Annotated in this window: 17 protein-coding genes; 4 read left to right on the top strand and 13 right to left on the bottom strand. The window is 52.9% G+C overall.

The genetic code is table 11. From position 1 onward, the window contains the following. Positions 1-192 precede the first annotated feature (192 nt). From JOE21_RS14010 to JOE21_RS13985, 6 genes are all read right to left on the bottom strand, one after another. A complete protein-coding gene (locus JOE21_RS14010) occupies positions 193-903 on the bottom strand; it encodes a response regulator transcription factor (protein WP_309867423.1) in 711 nt (236 codons plus the stop codon). A gap of 191 nt (positions 904-1,094) precedes the next feature. Next, complete coding sequence (locus JOE21_RS14005) at positions 1,095-2,378, bottom strand: MDR family MFS transporter (RefSeq protein ID WP_309867422.1); 1,284 nt, start codon at positions 2,376-2,378, stop codon at positions 1,095-1,097. Positions 2,379-2,559: 181 nt separating this feature from the next. Beyond that, entirely contained in the window at positions 2,560-4,176 is a 1,617-nt protein-coding gene (locus tag JOE21_RS14000) for a peptide ABC transporter substrate-binding protein (RefSeq protein ID WP_309867419.1), read from the bottom strand. 172 nt (positions 4,177-4,348) lie between these two features. Beyond that, positions 4,349-5,170: a polysaccharide deacetylase family protein gene (locus JOE21_RS13995; protein ID WP_309867415.1), complete on the bottom strand. Its 822-nt coding sequence runs from the start codon at positions 5,168-5,170 to the stop codon at positions 4,349-4,351. A gap of 179 nt (positions 5,171-5,349) precedes the next feature. After that, positions 5,350-5,955 (bottom strand): pentapeptide repeat-containing protein, encoded by a 606-nt coding sequence (locus JOE21_RS13990; protein ID WP_309867414.1) that lies wholly within the window; start codon positions 5,953-5,955, stop codon positions 5,350-5,352. After that, a complete protein-coding gene (locus JOE21_RS13985; RefSeq protein ID WP_309867412.1) occupies positions 5,952-6,608 on the bottom strand; it encodes an NUDIX hydrolase in 657 nt (218 codons plus the stop codon). Before JOE21_RS13985 ends, JOE21_RS13990 begins: the two co-directional genes overlap by 4 nt. A 178-nt stretch (positions 6,609-6,786) precedes the next feature. On the opposite strand from JOE21_RS13985, the gene JOE21_RS13980 reads away from it, so the two are divergent. Further along, a complete protein-coding gene (locus JOE21_RS13980) occupies positions 6,787-8,322 on the top strand; it encodes a VWA domain-containing protein (RefSeq protein ID WP_309867410.1) in 1,536 nt (511 codons plus the stop codon). A gap of 410 nt (positions 8,323-8,732) precedes the next feature. On the opposite strand, the gene JOE21_RS13975 is transcribed toward JOE21_RS13980, so the two are convergent. Further along, positions 8,733-9,683 carry a hypothetical protein gene (locus tag JOE21_RS13975; protein WP_309867408.1) on the bottom strand — a complete coding sequence of 317 codons (951 nt, stop codon included), beginning with the start codon at positions 9,681-9,683 and terminating at the stop codon, positions 8,733-8,735. A 230-nt stretch (positions 9,684-9,913) separates the two neighbouring features. On the opposite strand from JOE21_RS13975, the gene JOE21_RS13970 reads away from it, so the two are divergent. Next, positions 9,914-11,335 carry an alanine/glycine:cation symporter family protein gene (locus tag JOE21_RS13970; protein ID WP_309867406.1) on the top strand — a complete coding sequence of 474 codons (1,422 nt, stop codon included), beginning with the start codon at positions 9,914-9,916 and terminating at the stop codon, positions 11,333-11,335. Between the two features lie 56 nt (positions 11,336-11,391). Here the strand turns inward: JOE21_RS13970 and JOE21_RS13965 are convergent, their stop codons facing one another. Genes JOE21_RS13965 through JOE21_RS13955 form a run of 3 tightly spaced genes read right to left on the bottom strand, consistent with a single transcriptional unit; the run spans position 11,392 to position 14,398 of the window. After that, complete coding sequence (locus JOE21_RS13965; protein WP_309867403.1) at positions 11,392-11,874, bottom strand: GyrI-like domain-containing protein; 483 nt, start codon at positions 11,872-11,874, stop codon at positions 11,392-11,394. A gap of 22 nt (positions 11,875-11,896) precedes the next feature. After that, entirely contained in the window at positions 11,897-12,463 is a 567-nt protein-coding gene (locus tag JOE21_RS13960; RefSeq protein WP_309867400.1) for a GNAT family N-acetyltransferase, read from the bottom strand. A gap of 42 nt (positions 12,464-12,505) precedes the next feature. Continuing rightward, positions 12,506-14,398, bottom strand: coding sequence for a DEAD/DEAH box helicase (locus JOE21_RS13955; protein WP_309867398.1), 1,893 nt, complete (start codon positions 14,396-14,398; stop codon positions 12,506-12,508). A gap of 245 nt (positions 14,399-14,643) precedes the next feature. Here JOE21_RS13955 and JOE21_RS13950 point away from each other — a divergent pair, with 245 nt between their 5' ends. Then, entirely contained in the window at positions 14,644-15,366 is a 723-nt protein-coding gene (locus tag JOE21_RS13950; protein WP_309867396.1) for a response regulator transcription factor, read from the top strand. Beyond that, positions 15,363-16,454: a sensor histidine kinase gene (locus JOE21_RS13945; RefSeq protein ID WP_309867394.1), complete on the top strand. Its 1,092-nt coding sequence runs from the start codon at positions 15,363-15,365 to the stop codon at positions 16,452-16,454. The genes JOE21_RS13950 and JOE21_RS13945 overlap by 4 nt, the downstream gene beginning before the upstream one ends. Before the next feature lie 58 nt (positions 16,455-16,512). Here the strand turns inward: JOE21_RS13945 and JOE21_RS13940 are convergent, their stop codons facing one another. From JOE21_RS13940 to JOE21_RS13930, 3 genes are read right to left on the bottom strand one after another with little or no spacing between them, the layout of a single operon-like run. Continuing rightward, positions 16,513-17,322, bottom strand: a complete 810-nt coding sequence (locus JOE21_RS13940) for a DUF4097 family beta strand repeat-containing protein (RefSeq protein ID WP_309867392.1) — start codon at positions 17,320-17,322, stop codon at positions 16,513-16,515. 25 nt (positions 17,323-17,347) lie between these two features. Next, positions 17,348-18,904 (bottom strand): ABC transporter permease, encoded by a 1,557-nt coding sequence (locus JOE21_RS13935; RefSeq protein WP_309867390.1) that lies wholly within the window; start codon positions 18,902-18,904, stop codon positions 17,348-17,350. Positions 18,905-18,917: 13 nt separating this feature from the next. Further along, the gene (locus tag JOE21_RS13930) at positions 18,918-19,778 is read right to left on the bottom strand and encodes an ABC transporter ATP-binding protein (RefSeq protein WP_309867387.1); all 861 of its coding nucleotides are present in this window, start codon (positions 19,776-19,778) and stop codon (positions 18,918-18,920) included.

The following is a 19,778-nucleotide window of genomic DNA, read 5'->3' as shown; positions in this document are numbered from 1 at the left end:
CTACCAGGAACACCAGCAGCAAGCCGATGGTGATTCCGCCTCCATAGAGCAATGCGAAACCCAACCTGCCGAAATCGACACCCTCCCGGGCAAACCACAGACTGAACCACCCCATCACAAAAAACGTATTTCCCACCACCAACAGAATCCAGCCCAACCGATCCCGCAGAAACCTTCCGACCCCTTCGCTTTTCACCCTCCTCCCTCCAAAATCGAAGAATCCAGCCGATACCCTACTCCGCGATGCGTCTGAACCGCCCCGTCCAGCCCCCAGCGAGCCAGCTTTTTCCGCAGGCGCGTGACGTTAACCGTCAATGTGTTGTCATCCACAAACCGTTGATCATCCCAGAGTGCTTCCAGGCAATCATCCCGGGTCACCACCTGTCCCTGTCGCTCCAACAGCAGCGCCAACAGCTTCCATTCATTTTTGCTTAAGGACTGCCTCTCTCCCTTAAATTCCATCTCCCCCTTGTCCGGCCAAAAGGTAAACGATCCCACTTGAACCATCATGGGCCGATTCTCGGCCGCCGACAGGGAACCATAGGCGCGTCTGAGCAGGGCTTTGATCTTCGCGAGCAGCACATCCAACCGAAACGGCTTCGTCATGTAATCGTCCCCGCCGCTTTCCATGCCGTAGATCTGTTCCATCTCCCCGGAGCGCGCCGACAGAAACAGGATCGGGACCGGTGAATAACGGCGCATCTCCTGACACAGGTGAAAACCGTCTTTGCCGGGGAGGTTCACATCCAAAATCACCAAGTGGGGATCAAATTGCCGCCATTGGGCTTCCACCCGCCCCCAGTCCGTCACCCCCTGAGTGATATAGCCGTAACCCTCCAAATAATCCCGAATCGAATCGGTAATGCGGGCATCGTCTTCTACAACCAATATTCGCTCTTTCATTTGGCACATCTCCATTCCTTTCACCGAAAACCGCCCTAGTACTCCAGTTGCACTTGTACTAGGGCCTGTCTGAACAATCCGTCGGGTGAAATTCCGGGTCGGTATGGCTGGTCTCACATCTCCGCCTCTTATACGTACAATTGGACTCATTTCTTTTCATCACAGTCCACCTAAATCCAATCGCGGCCCTGTCAACCGGCCACCTCCGGAGTTTCTGGCCTCCCACTGCTTTTGACGGCGAGAATCCGGGAAATCAGCAGGAGTTGGAACAACCCCGTCAGCAGCAACAATGCGGCAAGCCCTCCAAACAACACCTGTCCACCGTATGAAACCAGCACCACGCTTCCCAAAACAGGCGCGGTCATTTTGCCCAGACTGAGGTTGATGTCAAATAAGGAGAAATAACGAGCCCGCACCCGGGGTTCCGCCATGATGGAAACCACTTTCTTTAAGCGGGGGGCGAGCAGCATATCGCTCATGGCCCAGAAAAATTCAGCAATCAGAAGGACCCAAAAGAAGGGGGCAAAGCCGTAGATCAACCCATATCCCACCAGCAAAAGATAACCGGCAAAAATGACGTGGGTCGATTTCCAACGCTCACTCCATAAGGTAACCGGCATCTGCAAAACGGCGGTAAGGACTCCTGTCACGGTACGCAAAACTCCATAAACCAGCAAGTAATCGACAAAATGCTCCTTCAGATACAACGGCAGCGTCGAATTCATCTGCATTTCCACCATATAGATCGGAACGGTCAACAAGATTAACAGATATAAGGGCCAATGGGAAGCCAGCCCCAGCAACACGGATTGCTTTGTTTGTACAGTCGACGCTGCATCTGTTCGAGGAAGCGTTTCGGGGATCTTCACATAAACCATCGCCACTGTAAACAATGCAACCATTGCTTCCGCTCCAAAGATAAGAGTCGGATTCAATTGATAGGCGGCGATCCCCAGCAGCGGACCGATGGAGGCACCGATATTGATCGCAATATTGTTGAGGGAATACGCTTCCGTTCGTTTCTCTTCGGGAACCACATCCGCAATCTGTGCATATTCGGCAGGGAGGAACAGGTTGAAGCTTAAGCCGTTCAATGTCAACAACACATAAAAGTGCCACACTTCCGTGGCAAAAATCATTCCGATCAGCACGCAAAACTGCATCAACGGAGCAAACAGAAGCACGGGCCGCCGCCCAAACCGGTCGGATAGGTTGCCTGCCCATAATTTAAAGAACAGAGCAATAAAAGAGGGAAAGCTGATCGCTCCCGCCGCAGCCACGGCGGATGCCCCCAATTGCTCCGTCATATAGATCACCAGATAAGGATACAGCATAAATCCAGTGATACATCGGGACAACGTTAACCAAAAATGAACCCAAACGATGGAATGATATCGGTTCCGTACATTCCTAACCGTGTTCCGGATGCGACCGGTCACCCGGGAGAGGAAGGAAGGTTCTGGTTCCTTATTCACCTAGTCGGTTCCCCTTTATATGTATATTTCGTTGATACTTTTATCTGAATAGATGAATCATTTACAAATTATAACATTCCTCTCCCGGCAACAAAACCCTTACCGTTGTTTTTCTCTTTTTATAGGAAACTTAAAAAACCCTGGCTCCTATAGTAGGAACCAGGGTTTCGTGGCTCGTCCTTCACTTTTCGATTCTGGCCCACTTCAGGGAATATTCCGGTCCGACCGGGTGGCGGAACAGATTCTTCACGTGGGGCTTTTGAATAAACGCCTGAGCTTCATAGTAGAGAGGAGCCACTCCCGCATCCTCTGCTACCACTGCTTCTGCCTGGATCAGATCCGTTTCCCGCCATGCGGGGTCCGGGTTTCCTTTTGCTTTGTGCACCAAGTAATCAAACTGTTGGTTGCCCCAGCGTCCAAAATTGACCGGGCTGACGGAGGTGCCGATTTCCAGGAACGCCATCGGATCATCATAACTGCCGATCCAGCGCACAATGGTCATCTGAAACTGCCCCGCCGCATCCACGGCTACCTTTTGCGATACCGGCTGCGGACTAATTTGAACATCGACTCCCAGGTGGTTTTTCAATTCCTCTTGGATAAAGAGGGCCAAATGGCGGCGTTCGTCATCGTTAACACTCATCACGATGTCGGGCATCCGGCTCAGCTGCTCTTCTTCCAGCCCTTTTTCCAACAACTTTTTAGCCTTGGCCGGATCAAACTCCACATAGTCTTCCGTCTTATCCCGGAATGATTCTCCCTGATGGCTGTGAATGGCAGGCGGTACCATTCCGCCTGCAGGACGGGAGCCGTTTTTCAACAGTTCATTCACCAACTGATCCCGGTTGATGGCCAGATTGAGCGCTTTGCGGATGTTTTTGTTATTGAAGGGAGGCTCCTTTGTGTTAAGCATGATCAGCACCAACGCTCCCCGTTGATGTGTCACCAGTTCCGCACTGTTTCTAAAAGCTTCAAAGGTGACGGCATTGAGGGGCACCACATCCGCTTCATCCGATGTGTACATCCCCAGCGCATCTGTTGCTTTCTTCACAATGTGTGCCCGGACTTCCTCCAGCTGGACCATCTCTTTATCCCAGTAACGGTCGTTCTTTTTCAAGGTGAGTAATTGCTCATGCTTCCAGTCCGACAGGATAAAGGGACCGTTGTACAACCCTTGATCGGCTTCCCTGCCAAATTTCCCCCCGCTCTCTTCTACCTTGTCCTGTCTGACAGGAAGATAGGGAGCGGTGGCGGTCAGTTCCAAAAAGTGCGGGTTGCTTTCTTCCAACCTAACCTCCAATGTGCGGTCATCCAGTGCCTTCACCCCGACTTCATCCGCCGAGATCTGACCTTGCACATACGCGGTTGCGTTTTCAATCGGAAAGAGATGAAACACGGCTGGAGATTTGGTCTCCGGATTCAGTATCCGCTTCCATGCATATTCAAAATCCTGAGCCCGTACCGGCTGCCCGTCGCTCCACTCTGCGTTTTCCCGGATACGAAAGGTGTAGGTCCGTCCGTCCGCGCTTACCTCCGGTGTGTTTTCAGCCATGGCGGGTTCCGGTTTGTTACCCTTGCCCAGCCGCATTAAGCCTTCCATCACATTGTTCAACAGGTTGTAAGAGTTTCCGTCCAACGCGAAAGCACTATCCAGCGTAGGCGGATCAGCATCTATGGTCATATGTAGTACATTTCCGTTTTTGCCGGTGGCCGCCCCTTTCTCCTCTGCACATCCGGATAAAATGCTCACTCCTGCCAATAGAACCACCATTGCCCACAAACCAACACCTCTTATCATGCAAGCCCCTCCTTGCGACCATCCAGCAAGGTCTGTATTTTTTATAAATTACATTAACTCAGAAAAACATAAAAGTGAGAAGAATTCCCTTGACTGTCTGGGGTTTTTCCTTTGAAACAAATCGTACCATTGAAAAAGTCAGCCGTCCACTGGGATCGACTGACTTTTTTGTTCATCTTTCAAGTTTATATGGATCCAATCCCAAAATCTCATCCACTGTCACCAAGTGATAGCCGGATCGCTTCAAGTCCCGGATGATACCCGGAAGGGCACGTACGGTCGCTTCTCGGTCACCGCCTGCGGAATGAAGGAGAACGATGCTGTCCGGCTTTACGCCTTCCCGGACGGAACGTCGAATCTCAGACGGCTTTTTTCCCTGCTTCCAGTCCCAGGTATCCACATCCCACATCACCAGTTCCCAACCCGCTTGTTCCACTGTCGCTTCCTTCCCGCTGATGGCCCCATAGGGAGGGCGCATCAACCGCATCTTCTTCCCGATCACTTGTTCCACTGCGCGATTGGTGGCTATTAACTCCTTTTGAATCTGCTTTTTGCTCAGGCGAGTGAGATCGGAATGGCTCCACGTGTGGTTAGCCACCACGTGCCCCTCCTCATCCATCCGCTTTACCATCTCAGGATAACCCCGCACCATTTGGCCCACAACAAAAAACGTGGCGGGCGCTCCCTCCCGTTTCAGGATGTCCATGATTTCCGGCGTAAACTGGCCGTCAGGACCATCATCAAAAGTGAGGGCCACCCGTTTCTGAATCGGCGAAACCGGATCGAGTTCCGCCTGATCCTGGGGTTTTTTCTTTAATTGCTCGGTGGCGATTTGGGCCGCCAAGGGGGGATCCCGTTCCTCCACCGCTTCCTCGTTTCCACCTTTTTGTCCTTCTACGAGTGTATCCGACGAGAACGGAAAGATCATCCAGAAACCAAACGCCAGTGCGAAAACCCCTAACAGGGTCCCACCCCATCGAAACACCCCGCTCATTCCATCCTCCCCCATAATGTGTCTCTGTGTCGAGGCGAACGGAGATTTGCCGATTGTTGGATTCTTATGTATTCATTCGACAAATCCCGACATGTTCTCATTATAAAGAACGACTCAGGGGAGAAAAACGTTTATTCTCATTTAAAATTGTCCGGTTTTTTTATGGGCAACCCGCCCCATCATTCCACCTTCAACCCATGGGCCCGTGCGAACGAAACGGCCTGAAACCAATCGATTCGCACATCGGTCAGATCCAGATGAACCAGATCCACTCCTTCCAGTTCCGCCCCGTGCAGATCCGCCCCTTTTAGTTGGGCTCCGCTCAACAGGGTGTATGTCAAATTGGCTTCCTGTAAATCGGTATCCCGCAGATCACATTCGGTAAGATCCGCCTCTTGAAAGGAAACGCCCCTAAGATCGCACCCCTTGAAGGAATGATGGCGCAGCAAGGTGTAGGACCAGTCCCCGCCGGCGAGAGTGATTCCAGCCAGATTGGCTTCTTCAAAGGTGGAACCCGTCATCTTGCACTCCACCCACCGGGTCACATACAGGTTGGCAAAAGAAAAAGAACTATTGAGAAAAGCGGTCCCCTGATGCTGGGATCCATTCAGCTTGACATGGCGAAAATCGCAACCCTCAAACACGCAGCCCCGTGTCTCCGCTTCCCGCCAATCCGCCCCCTGGAACCGGCAGCGGACAAAGCGGCATCCCACCAGCTCTTTTTCCGCCCAATCGGTTTCGTCAAAAGATTGATCCACCCATACCCGGTTGGATTCCCGGTTCATCGGTTCACCTCTTCCATCCCCGATTGCTGCATCGCCCATCGGCGGGCGGAGCGAAATACATGCCGGTAATAAGCGAGTCCATGGGGAACCCAATCCTGCCGACTCAGCTGGACAGAGACGGCTGCCATCGAGCCATCCGAAGCCAACCTCCAGCCTTCTCCCCCGATTCGCTCCCGCTTTCCCTCCAGTAACTCCTCCGCTTCCGCCAAAGATACACGGCAGATGGCGGAAACTTCTCCATCGCACAACCGGAACCGTTCCATGGAAAGGGGAGACCAAGCCAAAAAGAGATGGCAGAATTCCCGATCCATCCGCCCTTCTCCCATTTCCATCTCCACCGGCAGGATCCCGATTGGATGAAGATCAGCAGGCATCAATTGCAACCCTAACTCCTCCTCCAATTCCCGCAGCCCCTTTAAGGGCTCTTCTCCCGCCTCCAGATGGCCGGCGGCTGTAATGTCCCATAATCCGGGACTTGCTTCTTTGCTTTCATGCCGCTGTTGTATGAGAATAGACAGCTCTGTCTCATGACGCTCCAATAGCCAGCAATGAAATGTGCGATGCCACCACCCCCGCCGATGCACTTCCGTGCGCGTGGCTTGTCCCACGATTTGCCCCTGTTCATCCAGCAGATCCAGCATCTCTTCTGCCATATGCGCATTCTCCTTTTTATCCGATCTGCACCCATCGTATCGCAATCCCCTTTCTTACACGAGGATCGATTGTGGATCGAGCAGAATCCCTTCTCCACTTTTTTTGAGCAACATGAAACTTCTCTGGATCGAAATCGTAGGAAAAGGTGGAACGAAAACACAAGAGGAGGATGGAAACGTGAAACGTCCCTTGATTCACCGAACCGCTATGATCCCTCTTTTTATCTTTCTCTTTCTCGCCACCGGATGCAGCTTGATCCTGGGAGATTCACTCCAGGACAGTCAAGAGTCGCCGAAAAATGAGAAGGACGGCAAAACGGAAGAGGAATCGCAGCAGGAAGCCGCTGCGCCCACACCCCCTCAACCCCATGTTGAATTGGAAGATATTTTGGCTGATGAGGGGATTGGGCGATATGCCGAAGACCGCTATGACAAAGAAAAGGTAAAAAAAGAATTGGATGCGTTGCCGGAAGGCCTCTCTGATGAAGAAATCTACCGAGAATTACTGGCCCTGGTGGGAGAGAGTTACCGCTCTTATATGGATACGTTTGATCAACTGGAGCAGGCCGATTACACCCAAAACTATGGTGAGCTGTCCGTAAACGCACAGGAGGGGGAGCGCCGCAAAAAAGAGGAGAAAAATACCGCCGCCTCCCTCCGGGTGGAAATTCTCCTGGATGCCAGCGGCAGCATGGCCGCAAAAGTAGACGGCGGAGTAAAAATGGACCTTGCCAAAGAGGCAATCCGTGAGTTTGCGGAAAGCCTTCCCGCCGATGCCTCGGTCTCCCTGCGGGTTTACGGTCACGAGGGAAGCAACCAGAAGAATGACCAGGCGCTCTCCTGTAAAAAAACAGAACAGGTCTACTCCCCCGGCCCTTATGACCCCGCCCTCTTTCAAAAAGCGCTTGACCGCTTTAAACCGACGGGTTGGACCCCTCTGGCCGGTGCCATCGAAGCAGCTGAGAAAGATTTATTGCGGGAACCTCGCCCGGAAAAGACCCTGGTCTATATCGTCAGTGACGGAGTGGAAACCTGCGGCGGTGACCCCGCCGAAGCGGCCCGATCCCTTCACCAATCGGATATCGAAGCGGTTGTGAACATCATCGGTTTCGATGTGGACAACCAAGGACAGCAACAGTTAAAGGCCGTAGCCGATGCGGGAGGAGGATCTTATCGAACCGTAAACGACAAACACTCCTTATCGGATGTCATGAAACGGCATGCGGCGGATCTGAACCGTATCAATAACCTCTCCTACGAAGGAGCCGTAAAAAACATCGATGAATCCTACAGTCGAGACAACCAATTGAACAATCAAACTCACTCGGCGATGCTGGAAGCGAGCAAACGAGAACGAGCCCGTATGAACTACGCCTTGAACCATCTGCTAGAGCGGGAGACGATCACGTCGGAAAACTGGATCAAAGTCGGCACTTGGATCGACCGGCAACGGTGGAAAGATATAGGGAATCGAGCCGATAGCCGCTGGCGGAAAGCGGGCAGTCACCTGGACAGTCAATTGCGGGACAATTTTAATCAAGTGCAAAACCAATGGCAAGAAAACGGCCGCAAAATCGATGAACTGGAAAACCGCACACGAGTCCGAATCGGTGGTTACCGCATCGGAAAGGCTCGCATCGGAAATCCCCGAATCCCGAATGTCCGTCATCATTTAAACGCACCCAAACCCGGCACCAAATTAAATGACGACTAGTACTACAGTTGTACTTATAAGGGCAGGCGCAGATGTGAGAAGGGAGGGTGGTGGGATGGCTGCGATCCTTTGCGCTTTTTGCAAGAGATCGAAGACAGCCCACCAGCCCGACCAACCCACGCTCCTATACACTCTTCGTACAAATGCAACTGTAGTACTAGGGCGTGTCTGAACAATCCGTAGGGCGAGATCCGGTCGGTATGGCTGTCTCCGTTTCGTTGCAAAAAGCGCATAGCGAGACCGGGAACGAAGTGAACCAGGTGAGACTTGTGCTCTGTGAGTGCAAAGGCGAACCAAAAGCCAACCCGACCTTCCCTTTTCTCACAGAAAAATGAATGACCAGACAGACCCTAATAGAACCCGCCCATCCTCACGGATGGGCGGGTTCCCTTTTACAGTGATGAACATAACTACTCCCGATTCCGGTTTTTCACGGCACGGGGATCATCGGGGTAGCGCTTCTCAAAGTCCTGGGCCACTTCGTAGAAAAATTGACGTACATCATCGCCGAAGGCCTCGTTGATATAAAAGAGCTGCTCGCCGTTTAACCATTCTACTGTCATATTGGCTCCCTGGGCGAACGCGGCCTGATTGATCGATAAAAAGGTTTCACCGTCTTCCCGGAATGAACCGCTCCATTTAAAGGTTCGCCCCTCTCTTGTTACCGACTCCACCACCAGATCCGGGCCGTATTCCCAATTCTCTACCTGCAGGTTCACTTCTTCCAGATCCGCCCAAGCCACCTTTTTTTGTTTTCCCCACTCCCCCACATCGGAATAAAGAATGCCGTCTTCCATATAAACCTCATACGTGCTTGCAAACACGGTGCCGATCGGTAGCGACACCAAGATCGCCGCCAACATTCCCCCGAGCAACCGGCGTTTTCGCGCCACTTCCAGCCAACACCAGCTTTTAGGAAAAGCAAAAGATGCTCCCCACAGAGCAAATAAGAAAAAATAGAAAATGGCCAAAAACAGCGTTATTCCATGCGGTTCCGTCACAATATCCCCTTCCACACCAAGCTGACCGCCTACAACCAAGGCAAACAAGATATAAACGACGAATCCGGCCAAACCGAACAGCAACCCTATCAGACCGCGAAAGACGTTAGAAAGACATCCTCTCCCAGTTCTCCCCCGCCAAATCCGCTTCGCCTCCTGCTCCGACAACGCTTTTCCATCCTGACGAATCACCACCCACCACGGTTCTTCCGTTCGCGGCAGACAGTAGTACCAATCCCCATCAACCTGTTCGCGGCGGGGCCAGGAAGGGCTCCAACCCGTCGAAGGAAAGTCATTGCGCACCGTACGATCCACTTCATACGGCAATACACTTCGTCCCATAAACGTCCACTGCTCCAATGGTGCCGTCCCCTCCTTTTACCATTTTAATTTTTTAAAAGAATAAATCTATTTTTTAATGTCTTTCATACCAATTCATCCTGCAAAAAGTGTCCGATTACATGGTAAAATATACTCCATTCGTATAAGTGGATGTTTGATTATAATCGGAATGTGGTAGGATTGAAGAGTATGATTTTTTTCATACCATTTTGTAAAATCAAGAAATACGGAAGAGGTGACAAAACGGTTTGAAGTGGATCGAGCAATTTGTTTCCGTTGGTAACGATATCCTGTGGACCTATATCTTAATCGCAGCCTTGCTGGGATTAGGTCTGTACTTTACTTTCCGCTCCAATTTCGTGCAGTTCCGGATGCTGAAAGAGATGATCCGCTTGTTGGGGGAAGGAGCAAAAGCTTCCCCCGGAAAGAAAGGCGTCTCCTCCTTTCAAGCTTTTTGTATCAGTACGGCATCCCGGGTGGGAACCGGCAACCTGGCCGGGGTAGCATTGGCCATCGCCCTCGGTGGACCCGGTGCTGTCTTCTGGATGTGGATGATCGCACTGGTCGGGGCCGCCTCCGGATTTGTGGAAAGCACCCTGGCTCAGATTTACAAGGAGCGCCACGGTGACACCTTCCGCGGCGGCCCCGCCTATTACATGGAAAAAGCCTTGGGAAAACGCTGGATGGGTTTGCTCTTCTCCCTCTTGATGACCTTGTGTTTTGGACTCATCTTCAACTCCGTCCAGGCAAACACCATCAGCCTTGCCTTCCATAATGCCTTTGGCGTGGATCGCCTGTTCATGGGGCTGATTCTGGCAGTTTTGATGGCGATTGTCATTTTTGGGGGAGTGAAACGAATCGCACGTGTCGCCCAGGTGATCGTTCCTGTTATGGCCGTCATTTATATCCTGGTCGCTTTGTTCATCATGGTCACCCACTTCCGGCAGATTCCTGAAGTCTTCGCCCTGATTGTACAAAGCGCTTTCCAACTGGAGGCCGCTGTCGGTGGTGGACTGGGTGCCGCTCTGATGGAAGGGATCCGGCGCGGACTCTTTTCCAACGAAGCGGGGATGGGAAGTGCCCCCAACGCCGCTGCAACCGCCGATGTCAGCCACCCGGTGAAACAAGGTCTGATCCAAACTTTGGGCGTGTTTACGGACACACTGCTGATTTGTAGTGCAACCGCCTTTATCATCTTGTTTGCAGGAGATTGGAATTCCGGTCTGGTAGGAATCGAACTAACCCAGGCCGCCCTGGCTACAACCATTGGCCCCTGGGCACCCAGCTTCATTGCGGTGGTTATTTTCCTGTTCGCCTTCAGCTCGCTCTTGGGCAACTACTATTACGGCGAAACCAATATTCAATTTATCCGGGCCAATCCCGTTTGGCTGCGTCTCTATCAAGCCGCCTTCTTCGGCCTTCTCCTGTTCGGCGCGGTCCAGGAGATTGACCTGGTGTGGAACATGGCGGACCTGTTTATGGCCAGCATGACGTTGGTCAACTTGATCGCCATCGCCCTGTTGGGCAAAATCGCTTTCGCCGCGTTGCAAGACTATATCCGTCAGAAAAAAGAAGGGAAAGATCCCGTTTTCACTAAAAACAGCATTCCCGGATTAAAGAACGTGGAATGCTGGGATGAAAAACCGGAAGCGGAAAAGAAGGCGCAATAACACACCTCCACAGCCGTTCGCATCATGCGAACGGCTGTGTTTTTATGGATCGGCTGTTACGAATCATGAACACTAATATAGATCTCGACAATAGCCCGCTCCGGGTTGTGGGCCCGTTTATCATAGCGTTCAAAATCAACCTGATACGTCCGCTTCATCGAATCCGTCTGTCGAAACCACTCCCAGATCCGCATCCATGTTTCCGGAACTACACGGGCGATCGGCCCTTCGTCGGATGTGAACACCGCATACGTGGATGCGGGTACCCCCTGCTCCTCCACGTCCTCCCCCGCTTGCACGTACTCCGCTTCACACCCCGCCAAAACGCGATAACTCCCGTTCATCCCATCTTCATACCGATGGTATACCCCATAAACCACCGGTATGCCGTCACCGCGTCCCGTCCAGATCGGATGGCGGTAAAACCGGCCCCACAATTCCGGCAGCTTCCCCTCCGGTCCCGCTTCCCGGGTATTGTCCGTGGTGACGGCAATCCCTCTTACGGTAAAGGGGTCCACTTGTACCAATCTCGGTTCCATCCATTCCCCTCCCATTCCGCCCTTAACGGTTCCTTTGCTTTCGTTCCCGCCACTCGCGGGCCAAGACGGCCATCTGGATGACATCATGGTAGGCATGGTCGTAATACAATGCTTCCCGGCTAATTCCCTCCTGTTGAAAGCCCAGCTTCTCATATGCCCGGATGGCCCGTTCGTTAAAGGCGAAAACCTCCAGGTGAATCCGGTGCAGATTCAAAATGCCGAAACCATGATCCAGCATCAGATCCAGAGCCTCCGTCCCGTATCCCTGACCATAGTTTCGTTCATGGTTCAATTGGATTCGAATGTTGGCACTGCGATGGTACCAGTCGATGTCGTTCAGTTCCACATCGCCCAGTACCGTATCATCCTCCTGGGAGACAATCACCAAAAAGACGCGGTCCGGATCCCGCGCCGTTTTTTCCAACCACTCCCCGATGGCCTCCCGGGAATACACCCGGTTTTGCCCGGTCAAACGACGCCCTTCCATGTGGTACAGACTGCGAAAAAAAGGATCCACATCTTCCTTTTCCGGCGGCCGGAGATAGACTCGGCTCCCCTCCAACCATTTGACTCTCTTTTCTCTCTCCACGATCCCACACCTTTCCCTGCATCCGGGAGCCTTTTTCCTCGTTCACTGCTTGACGGCTGTTCGCTCCGCCTGCTCCAGCCACCGAGTAAACTCCGATTCACCCGACCAGGTGAGCGACAGATATTTTTTGGCCCGTGTCATGGCGATGTAGAGGAGAGAGACTTCCCGTTCTTTGTTCTCTTCCATGGGAAACGGAAGCCGTTCCAGGTTGACGACGAAAACGGCTTCAAAGTCCAACCCTTTGCTGCTGTCGATGGTGCTGATGGTGACACCGTTCTCTCTGGGCGCAAACGCCCGCTTGGAACGGTGATTTTCCGTCAGCCAGTAAAAAGGGATCCCCTCCCGCGACAGTGCCTGTTGGATAACCCCCATGGTGTCCACCCCATCATACCGCTTCACCCGGTACAAGACCAGCATGTCCGACCAGGCCGTCTCCCGTTGCCGGTGCAACACCTTCATCTGCCTGGCCACATAAGCCATCTCATCCGTCAAACTGGCAAACCGCTTCAAATACGGGGGCGGACCGCTTCTCAGCGTGCTTTGCGGGGTAATCACCTCCACGTCTTCCCCTGTTGACGGCTTGTTTTCAGGGGAAGCGTGAGCCTGATAAAACTCCCACGCTAGCTGGACGACCGGGCCGGTATTGCGATAATTGATCGTTAATACCCGGGAGCGCCCGCGAAAATCCAGACCGGTGTCCTTGCGCAGGCTGCGGCGGCGGGGATAGATGGTTTGCGCCCGGTCTTCCACGATCAGAAGCGACTGGGTGTCCGGGTTTAATAACCGGCTCGCCAAACCCAACCACTCCGGTGCAAAATCCTGTCCTTCATCGATCAGAATGGCATCATACCGGGGCAGCATTCGCTTGCCCGCCTCCCATTCCTCCACAGCCTGGGGGATTTCTTCTTCCGTTATCTTCAGATCCCGATGCAGCCACTCATGAAAATGGCGCACCGTGATTTGTTTTCTTCCATCTGCCGAATAACACCGCTCCCCTTCTCCCTCATCATCCAACCCATCCCCCGATTGGCTCCATTTCTGCTCCACCATATCGTGAATGAAGCGGGACAGCGAGATATTGTAACACAAGATCAGGATCTCCCAATCCGGATGTTCCCTGGCTAAGATGGCTGCCCGGCTGGCCAGGATCAATGTTTTTCCGCTGCCGGCCACACCCCGGATCAGGCGATGCTTGTCCCCGATCTGTTTGGCCAGACTCTCTTGATGCAGGTCCATCGTTTCCAGATCATCCAGTGAAAGCAACACATAGTCTTGGTACGAAACCTTTTTGGTCACCTTTCCGCCGATTCGCACCTCGGGGAACAAGTGGAAGCGGATCCGCTGAATATCCAACGGCCGCAGCGGCTCCTTCAGGGAGAAGGAGACCGTGAACATTCGGGAGAGTTTCTGCCGTAAGAGAATCTCCGAAAACGCCTCCCGCTCAGGATCAATCTCCTCCCTTGTCAGTGTCAGCTTCGGATCCACCACCGCCAACAGCTCTTCCCGGGCCAGATCCGCCTTGGTGAGACGCGTGAAAACCACTCCGTATCCAAAGGGAAATTTGAGCTTGGAGCGGTGCTTCCCCTCCGTCTGTACCAGGTCGCGATCCCGTTTCAATTTGTCGGCGATGCGGAACGCATAATCCCTGGCTTGCTTCAGTGGAGAGACGACCGTCACTTCCTCCCCCGCCCCATTCCGGATTGTCCATTGATCGGGATTCAACTCCACCAATGTGGACCGGGTATAATCTTTTACTTCCAGCACCAACAATCCCAGCTCGGGACCGATGATCACAAAATCCGGCCGCCATCCCTGAATGTCTGGTTCATAGTAAACCACATACTCTTCCGTCAGATATCGCTTCAAGGTTCGAAACAACAGCGTTTCCCCCGCTGTCGCCTTTTTCGGCATCGTTTCCGGGATCGTGACAGCCATCGGCGTGGATTCCTCCTTACCAGAATCAGTCGCAGCGAAGTTCAGCATCACCTATCATTTTCTACAAAGAGTAGCGAATTTCCTTATGAACAAAACATGAATTTTCCAATATTCGATATCGTTTTTCGGATATGCTTGATCTTTCGCAACCTTCCGTTCTATAATGGGTTGATCTTCCAGGAAAATGGAGGATGGTTTCAACCTTTTTAGTGATGAAAAACCGGATGGAAAGCGGGAGGTTTGCTTTGAAGAAAGAAAAGATTTTGTTGGTGGACGATGAGCGGGGATTGTTGCAGATGCTGCTCACCCTTCTCAAACGGGAAGGATTTTCCCACGTGGATACCGCCACGACCGCAGAAGAAGCCCTGCACCTCGTCCGAAGGCAACCATACGACATTATTTTGTTGGATGTGATGCTGCCGGACATGGAGGGTTTCGAAGTATGCAGACAAATCCGGAATCACACGCTCGCCCCCATCCTCTTCGTCACGGCTCGTTCCAGTGATTGGGATAAGTTGACGGGATTAGGGATCGGCGGAGACGATTACATTACCAAGCCGTTCAATCCGCTGGAACTGGTGGCACGAATCCAGGTGCAGCTTCGCCGGACACGTTTGATGAAGGAAGACACCACACCACTTGCGGGAGACTCCTGGGATTTTGGCAGCTTTAAACTGGACAGGCCCTCCGGTCAATTGATCGTCAAAGGAGAGCCCGTTCATTGCACCGCCAAAGAATTGGAGTTGCTCTCGTTCTTTTGCGCCAACCCCAACCGCATCTTCACCGCCCAACAATTGTATGAGTATGTGTGGGGACCCTCTTTTGAAGGCGACGAAAAAACAGTGGTCATCCACATCTCCAAATTGCGGAAAAAAATCGAAGCAGAGCCGAAACACCCTCGTATTCTAGTGAATCTGAGGGGCATCGGATATAAGTTTACCCCTCCGCAGGATGGTGGGGACCGATGAAGATGAGCATCCGCTTAGGGGTTCATTTCATTCTCAGCTTCCTGATTTGGCTGTTGGCTTTGGCTTTTGTCCTGATGGTAACCATGGAAGTCGTCTTTCCATTGGTCGGGCTGGCGGAAAAAGAGAGTACCGCCGACCGGGTGATTATCCTGGTATTCCTGGTGAGCGCACTCCTCTCCAGTATCCTGTACGGATGGTTTTTGGGCAGGCCGCTTCTGCTGATCGTCGGATGGATCGAGCAGCTGGCCCGAGGAGACCTGGATCCGCCGGAGAAACTGCGTACCAACACAGGGGAAAATGGCCAGCTGCGATTCCCGTATCGCTTGTATAACGAGGTGTTTGAACATATGCGACAGCTGACGGACACCCTCAAACGAAACGAACGGGAACGAAAAAAACTGGACGAGATGAAACGAGAATGGGTCGCGGGAATCTCCCATGACTTGAAAACGCCCCTCACCTACATTACGGGTTATTCGGCCATGCTCCTCTCGGATCAACACACCTGGAGCGACGAAGAAAAACATACCTTTATGCGAAACATCCATGAAAAAGGCATTCACATGCAGGAGTTGATTCAGGACCTCAGTTTATCGCTGCAAATGAACGATGCCCACTTACCCCTTCAGATCGAGGAGACCGATATGGTGGAATTTATCCGCCGCTTGGTGGCGGATGTGGGCAACGATCCGCGGGCCCGTGATTTCCCCATCCGTTTCCATTGTGCGGTGGAGCACCACCCCTTTTTCTTTGACGCCAAACTTCTGCAACGGGCACTCCACAACTTGATGATGAATGCGATCATTCACAATCCACCCGGCACACCCATCCACGTCCTGTTACGCTTTCAAGAGGGTGTGGAACTGATCATCGCCGACTACGGAGTGGGGATGGACGAAGAAACATTGGAGCATCTGTTCCAAAAATATTTCCGCGGCACATCCACCGATCAGCCCGATGACGGAACAGGACTGGGCATGGCGATCGCCAGGGGGTTTATTCTTGCTCATGGAGGCGATATCCAGGTAACCAGTCAATCCGGAAAAGGAACCACCGTCCGGGTTATCTTGCCTCGAAATCCCATATAAAGAACCGGCGGCCTTTCTACGGCCGCCGGTTGTCTCATTTAGTAGAAATCGAGTCCCATCATGGACGCTTCCATTGAATGGAGCCCGTGGAGGATTGAACGGTCAGTCTGGGGTCATCCTTCTCCCCTTCACCGATCTTTCCGCTGATCCTTCGGGAGCCGCTTTCCTCCCCCCCGTCGGCTATGGAAAAGTCGGACTCGATTTTTCCGCTGCTGGTAGACAGGTCCACTTCGAGGAATGCCGGTTGTCGCGAGCGGATCTCAATATCCCCCGCATCCGTTCGGACACGGTTTTCACGGCTGAACTCTCCGGCAACCGACACCCGGACTTTTCCGCTGGAGCTGTCCGCCTCAAAGGAACCTTCCACCTGTTCCATAGTTAAGTCGGCACTGGTGGTGCGTCCCTTGACACTCTCCCCTCTGAATCCCTCCAACTCGATCCTGCCCGTGTCGGAAGTCAGAGTCAATGTTTGGGTCTGGACGCTTTTCCCGGAAATATTTCCGGACACCGTCTGCACCGATATCCCCTCCAGCTGTTCCTCCGGAACCGACAGCTTGACGATCGCACGGTCCCAGTTTATACCCGCAGCCGATGCGCTCAAGTCAATCACCAGGGTGCTTCCCTCCGCGTTCGTTTTTAACGCATCAGCGGATGATCCCCCTCCCAGCAACTCTACCTGAATCTGGCCGTCTGCTGAGGGTTCGATGCGGACATCCTGCGCATCCGCCTTCACTTGGATCTGATTGATGGAACCGGCATCAAACGTTTCTTGGGCCACCACTTCCTTTTCCCCTCCACTGCACCCGGACACCAGAAACACACCGATCCCCACCGACAAGGACAACATGAGGTTCCACGGTTTTTTCACGTTGTTTCCTCCTTCGTTTTCCATTTTAAAATTGAACCCGGACCTTCTGACCCAGCACGGCCACCACCAGGAATGCAGCCGTCATCGTCAGATAGAGCATCGACTGGTTCGCTCCTGAAATCGATAGGAAATCCAGGACGGAAAGGCCGTTCACCGGCCCCATATACCACCACAGCAGGTAGATCACTTCAAACATCTTACGGGTGCGGAACCATACCCCCAGCATCAATGCCAGAGTGGGAACAAAGACCGTACTCACCAGCCATGCTGCGAACAAGGACAGATCCTGAACCAATAATCCCTTGACGAGTACACCGCTTCCCATGGCCAGCGTGACCAGCACACCGGAAAGCCACAAGGCGAAAAATGGTCGGAATACCGATGTACTGGTCAGCACGAAATCCTCCGTCCGGTAAAGCGTCTCCCGAGTCGCCATCTGCGACCAGATTGCAAGCGGCCACAGCAGGACGAGGGGCAGCCAGTTCCGTGAAATTTCCAACGGCGCGATCAGACTGAACGCGATCAGACCCAGGGCCACCAGGTACCACCACAGATTGATTCCTTTTAACATCAACAGCAGTTCCGCTTTGACCAATCGTGGAAAATTCCCGCTCGTTTTACGGCGGATCGGGGTAAAATCAAAATGTTTCTTATCCTCTATCTCAACGACGGAGGGACGAACCTGTGCAAACAGAGCGGCCACCTTTCCCTGCTTGGGAGCTTCGCCGATGGAAAAACGGCGGAACAACAGGGTGGATACCACCGTCAAACCCAGGGCGACCAGGAACCAGAACGACCGTTCCAACAGCAGAGAAGCCGTCCAGGCCACTCCTTCCCACTCAAACGTCAGCGGGGCGCCTTCCATCGGGTAATAGCCGAAACTCCCCCCTTGTTGCTGCGGATCGATCGACGGATACTGGGCGGCCGCATGTTGAACCATGTCGGACCGAATGACATCGATCCCGTACACATCCAGAAAACCGTTGGGATTCTCGATGGCCACCACACCCAGGATGATCCACATAAAGAAAAAGAAGATATTTCCGAAGGATCCTTTCAGCCCCGGGAATACATCAAACAGAACCGTGACAGATGCCAAAACAGCCATGGAAGGCAGCACCACAATCAAGAAGGGGTTGAGATATCCCCACCAATCCAATCGCATATCCTCACCGCGAATCCACTGCATCGCGATAAAGGCCACGATTAACACCAGTTGGATTACGACCAGGATGACAAAGTTGCTCAACACTTTACTGGAAATGTAGGCAAACTTGCTGATCGGGGTGGAGGCGATCAAAGGGCCCACCCCTCGTTGCTGGTCCTCCGAGATTTTACTTCGGAGCATATAAAAACCGAACAGCCACAACAAGAGCGATGAAAACATCGCGACCATCCCGCCTAACCAAGCCGAGTTGTAGATTCCCCGGACCCCCCCGATGGTGAACACCTCATATCCGGAAGTGGCGGCGGGAACGGCTGCATACCCCAGAAAGAGGGTCAAACCGATCACAATCAGAAAGGAATAGCTCCTCATCTGCTTGATTAAGTGGGTGTGGATCATCACGAACGTTCGATTCATGAGGAGTCCCTCCTTATGATGCAACATAGTAGAGATAGGCATCTTCCAACGCGGATGGAACCACTTTCGCACCGGATCCGGGCGGATTGTCCGACACAACCCGTACATAGACGCCGTCACTGCGGTGAACTGCGCTGCTAACCAAGTAATCATCCTGAATGCGGGGAAGCTCGGAACTGGGGACCACCCACTGCCACACTTTATTGTCCACATGGCGCAACAGGTTTTCCGGGCTGGTTTCAATGATCAGACGTCCCCGGGCCAGCAAAGCGATATGGGTGGCGATCGACTCGATGTCCGATACAATGTGGGTGGACAGGATCACGATACGATCCGAAGACAAGTTGGACAACAAATTCCGAAATCGGATCCGCTCCTCCGGGTCCAGCCCCACCGTCGGTTCGTCCACGATCAACAAGCGGGGGTCGTTCAAGAGTGCTTGGGCAATCCCTACCCGCTGCTTCATCCCTCCCGAAAACCCGCCCATCGTCCGTTTCCGGTCTTGGGTCAGATTAAGTGCCTCCAACAATTCATCGATCCGCTTTTTGGCCGGCTTCATCGGAAGTCCCTTCATCGCCGCCATATATTCAAGGAATTCGACCGGAGTCAGGTTGGGATACACACCGAAGTCCTGCGGCAGGTAGCCCAGATCCCGTCGCAATCCTTGCGGCTTTTTCACGATGTCTTGCCCATTCCAGATCACCTGACCGACGGTCGGCTGGGAAAGAGTGGCCAAGATCCGCATCAGCGTGGATTTGCCCGCTCCATTGGGCCCCAAAAGTCCCAGAACCCCCGGTCCCAGATCGAGGGAAAAATCGACCAAAGCCGTCTTCTCCCCAAAGGATTTACCAACGTGGTTGATTTTCAATTCCAT

The organism is Desmospora profundinema, assembly GCF_031454155.1.
GTDB lineage: Bacteria > Bacillota > Bacilli > Thermoactinomycetales > DSM-45169 > Desmospora > Desmospora profundinema.
The sequence above is the reverse complement of the archived record's forward strand: the minus strand, read 5'-3'. Positions and strand labels throughout refer to the sequence as shown.

Excerpts from the sequence above, each read along its gene's own strand:
- JOE21_RS14010 (WP_309867423.1), bottom strand. The coding sequence starts at position 903 with ATGAAAGAGCGAATATTGGTTGTAGAAGACGATGCCCGCATTACCGAT.
- JOE21_RS14000 (WP_309867419.1), bottom strand. The coding sequence starts at position 4,176 with ATGATAAGAGGTGTTGGTTTGTGGGCAATGGTGGTTCTATTGGCAGGA.
- JOE21_RS13995 (WP_309867415.1), bottom strand. The coding sequence starts at position 5,170 with ATGAGCGGGGTGTTTCGATGGGGTGGGACCCTGTTAGGGGTTTTCGCA.
- JOE21_RS13990 (WP_309867414.1), bottom strand. The coding sequence starts at position 5,955 with ATGAACCGGGAATCCAACCGGGTATGGGTGGATCAATCTTTTGACGAA.
- JOE21_RS13985 (WP_309867412.1), bottom strand. The coding sequence starts at position 6,608 with ATGGCAGAAGAGATGCTGGATCTGCTGGATGAACAGGGGCAAATCGTG.
- JOE21_RS13965 (WP_309867403.1), bottom strand. The coding sequence starts at position 11,874 with ATGGAACCGAGATTGGTACAAGTGGACCCCTTTACCGTAAGAGGGATT.
- JOE21_RS13955 (WP_309867398.1), bottom strand. The coding sequence starts at position 14,398 with ATGGCTGTCACGATCCCGGAAACGATGCCGAAAAAGGCGACAGCGGGG.
- JOE21_RS13945 (WP_309867394.1), top strand. The coding sequence starts at position 15,363 with ATGAAGATGAGCATCCGCTTAGGGGTTCATTTCATTCTCAGCTTCCTG.
- JOE21_RS13935 (WP_309867390.1), bottom strand. The coding sequence starts at position 18,904 with ATGAATCGAACGTTCGTGATGATCCACACCCACTTAATCAAGCAGATG.
- JOE21_RS13930 (WP_309867387.1), bottom strand. The coding sequence starts at position 19,778 with ATGGAATTGAAAATCAACCACGTTGGTAAATCCTTTGGGGAGAAGACG.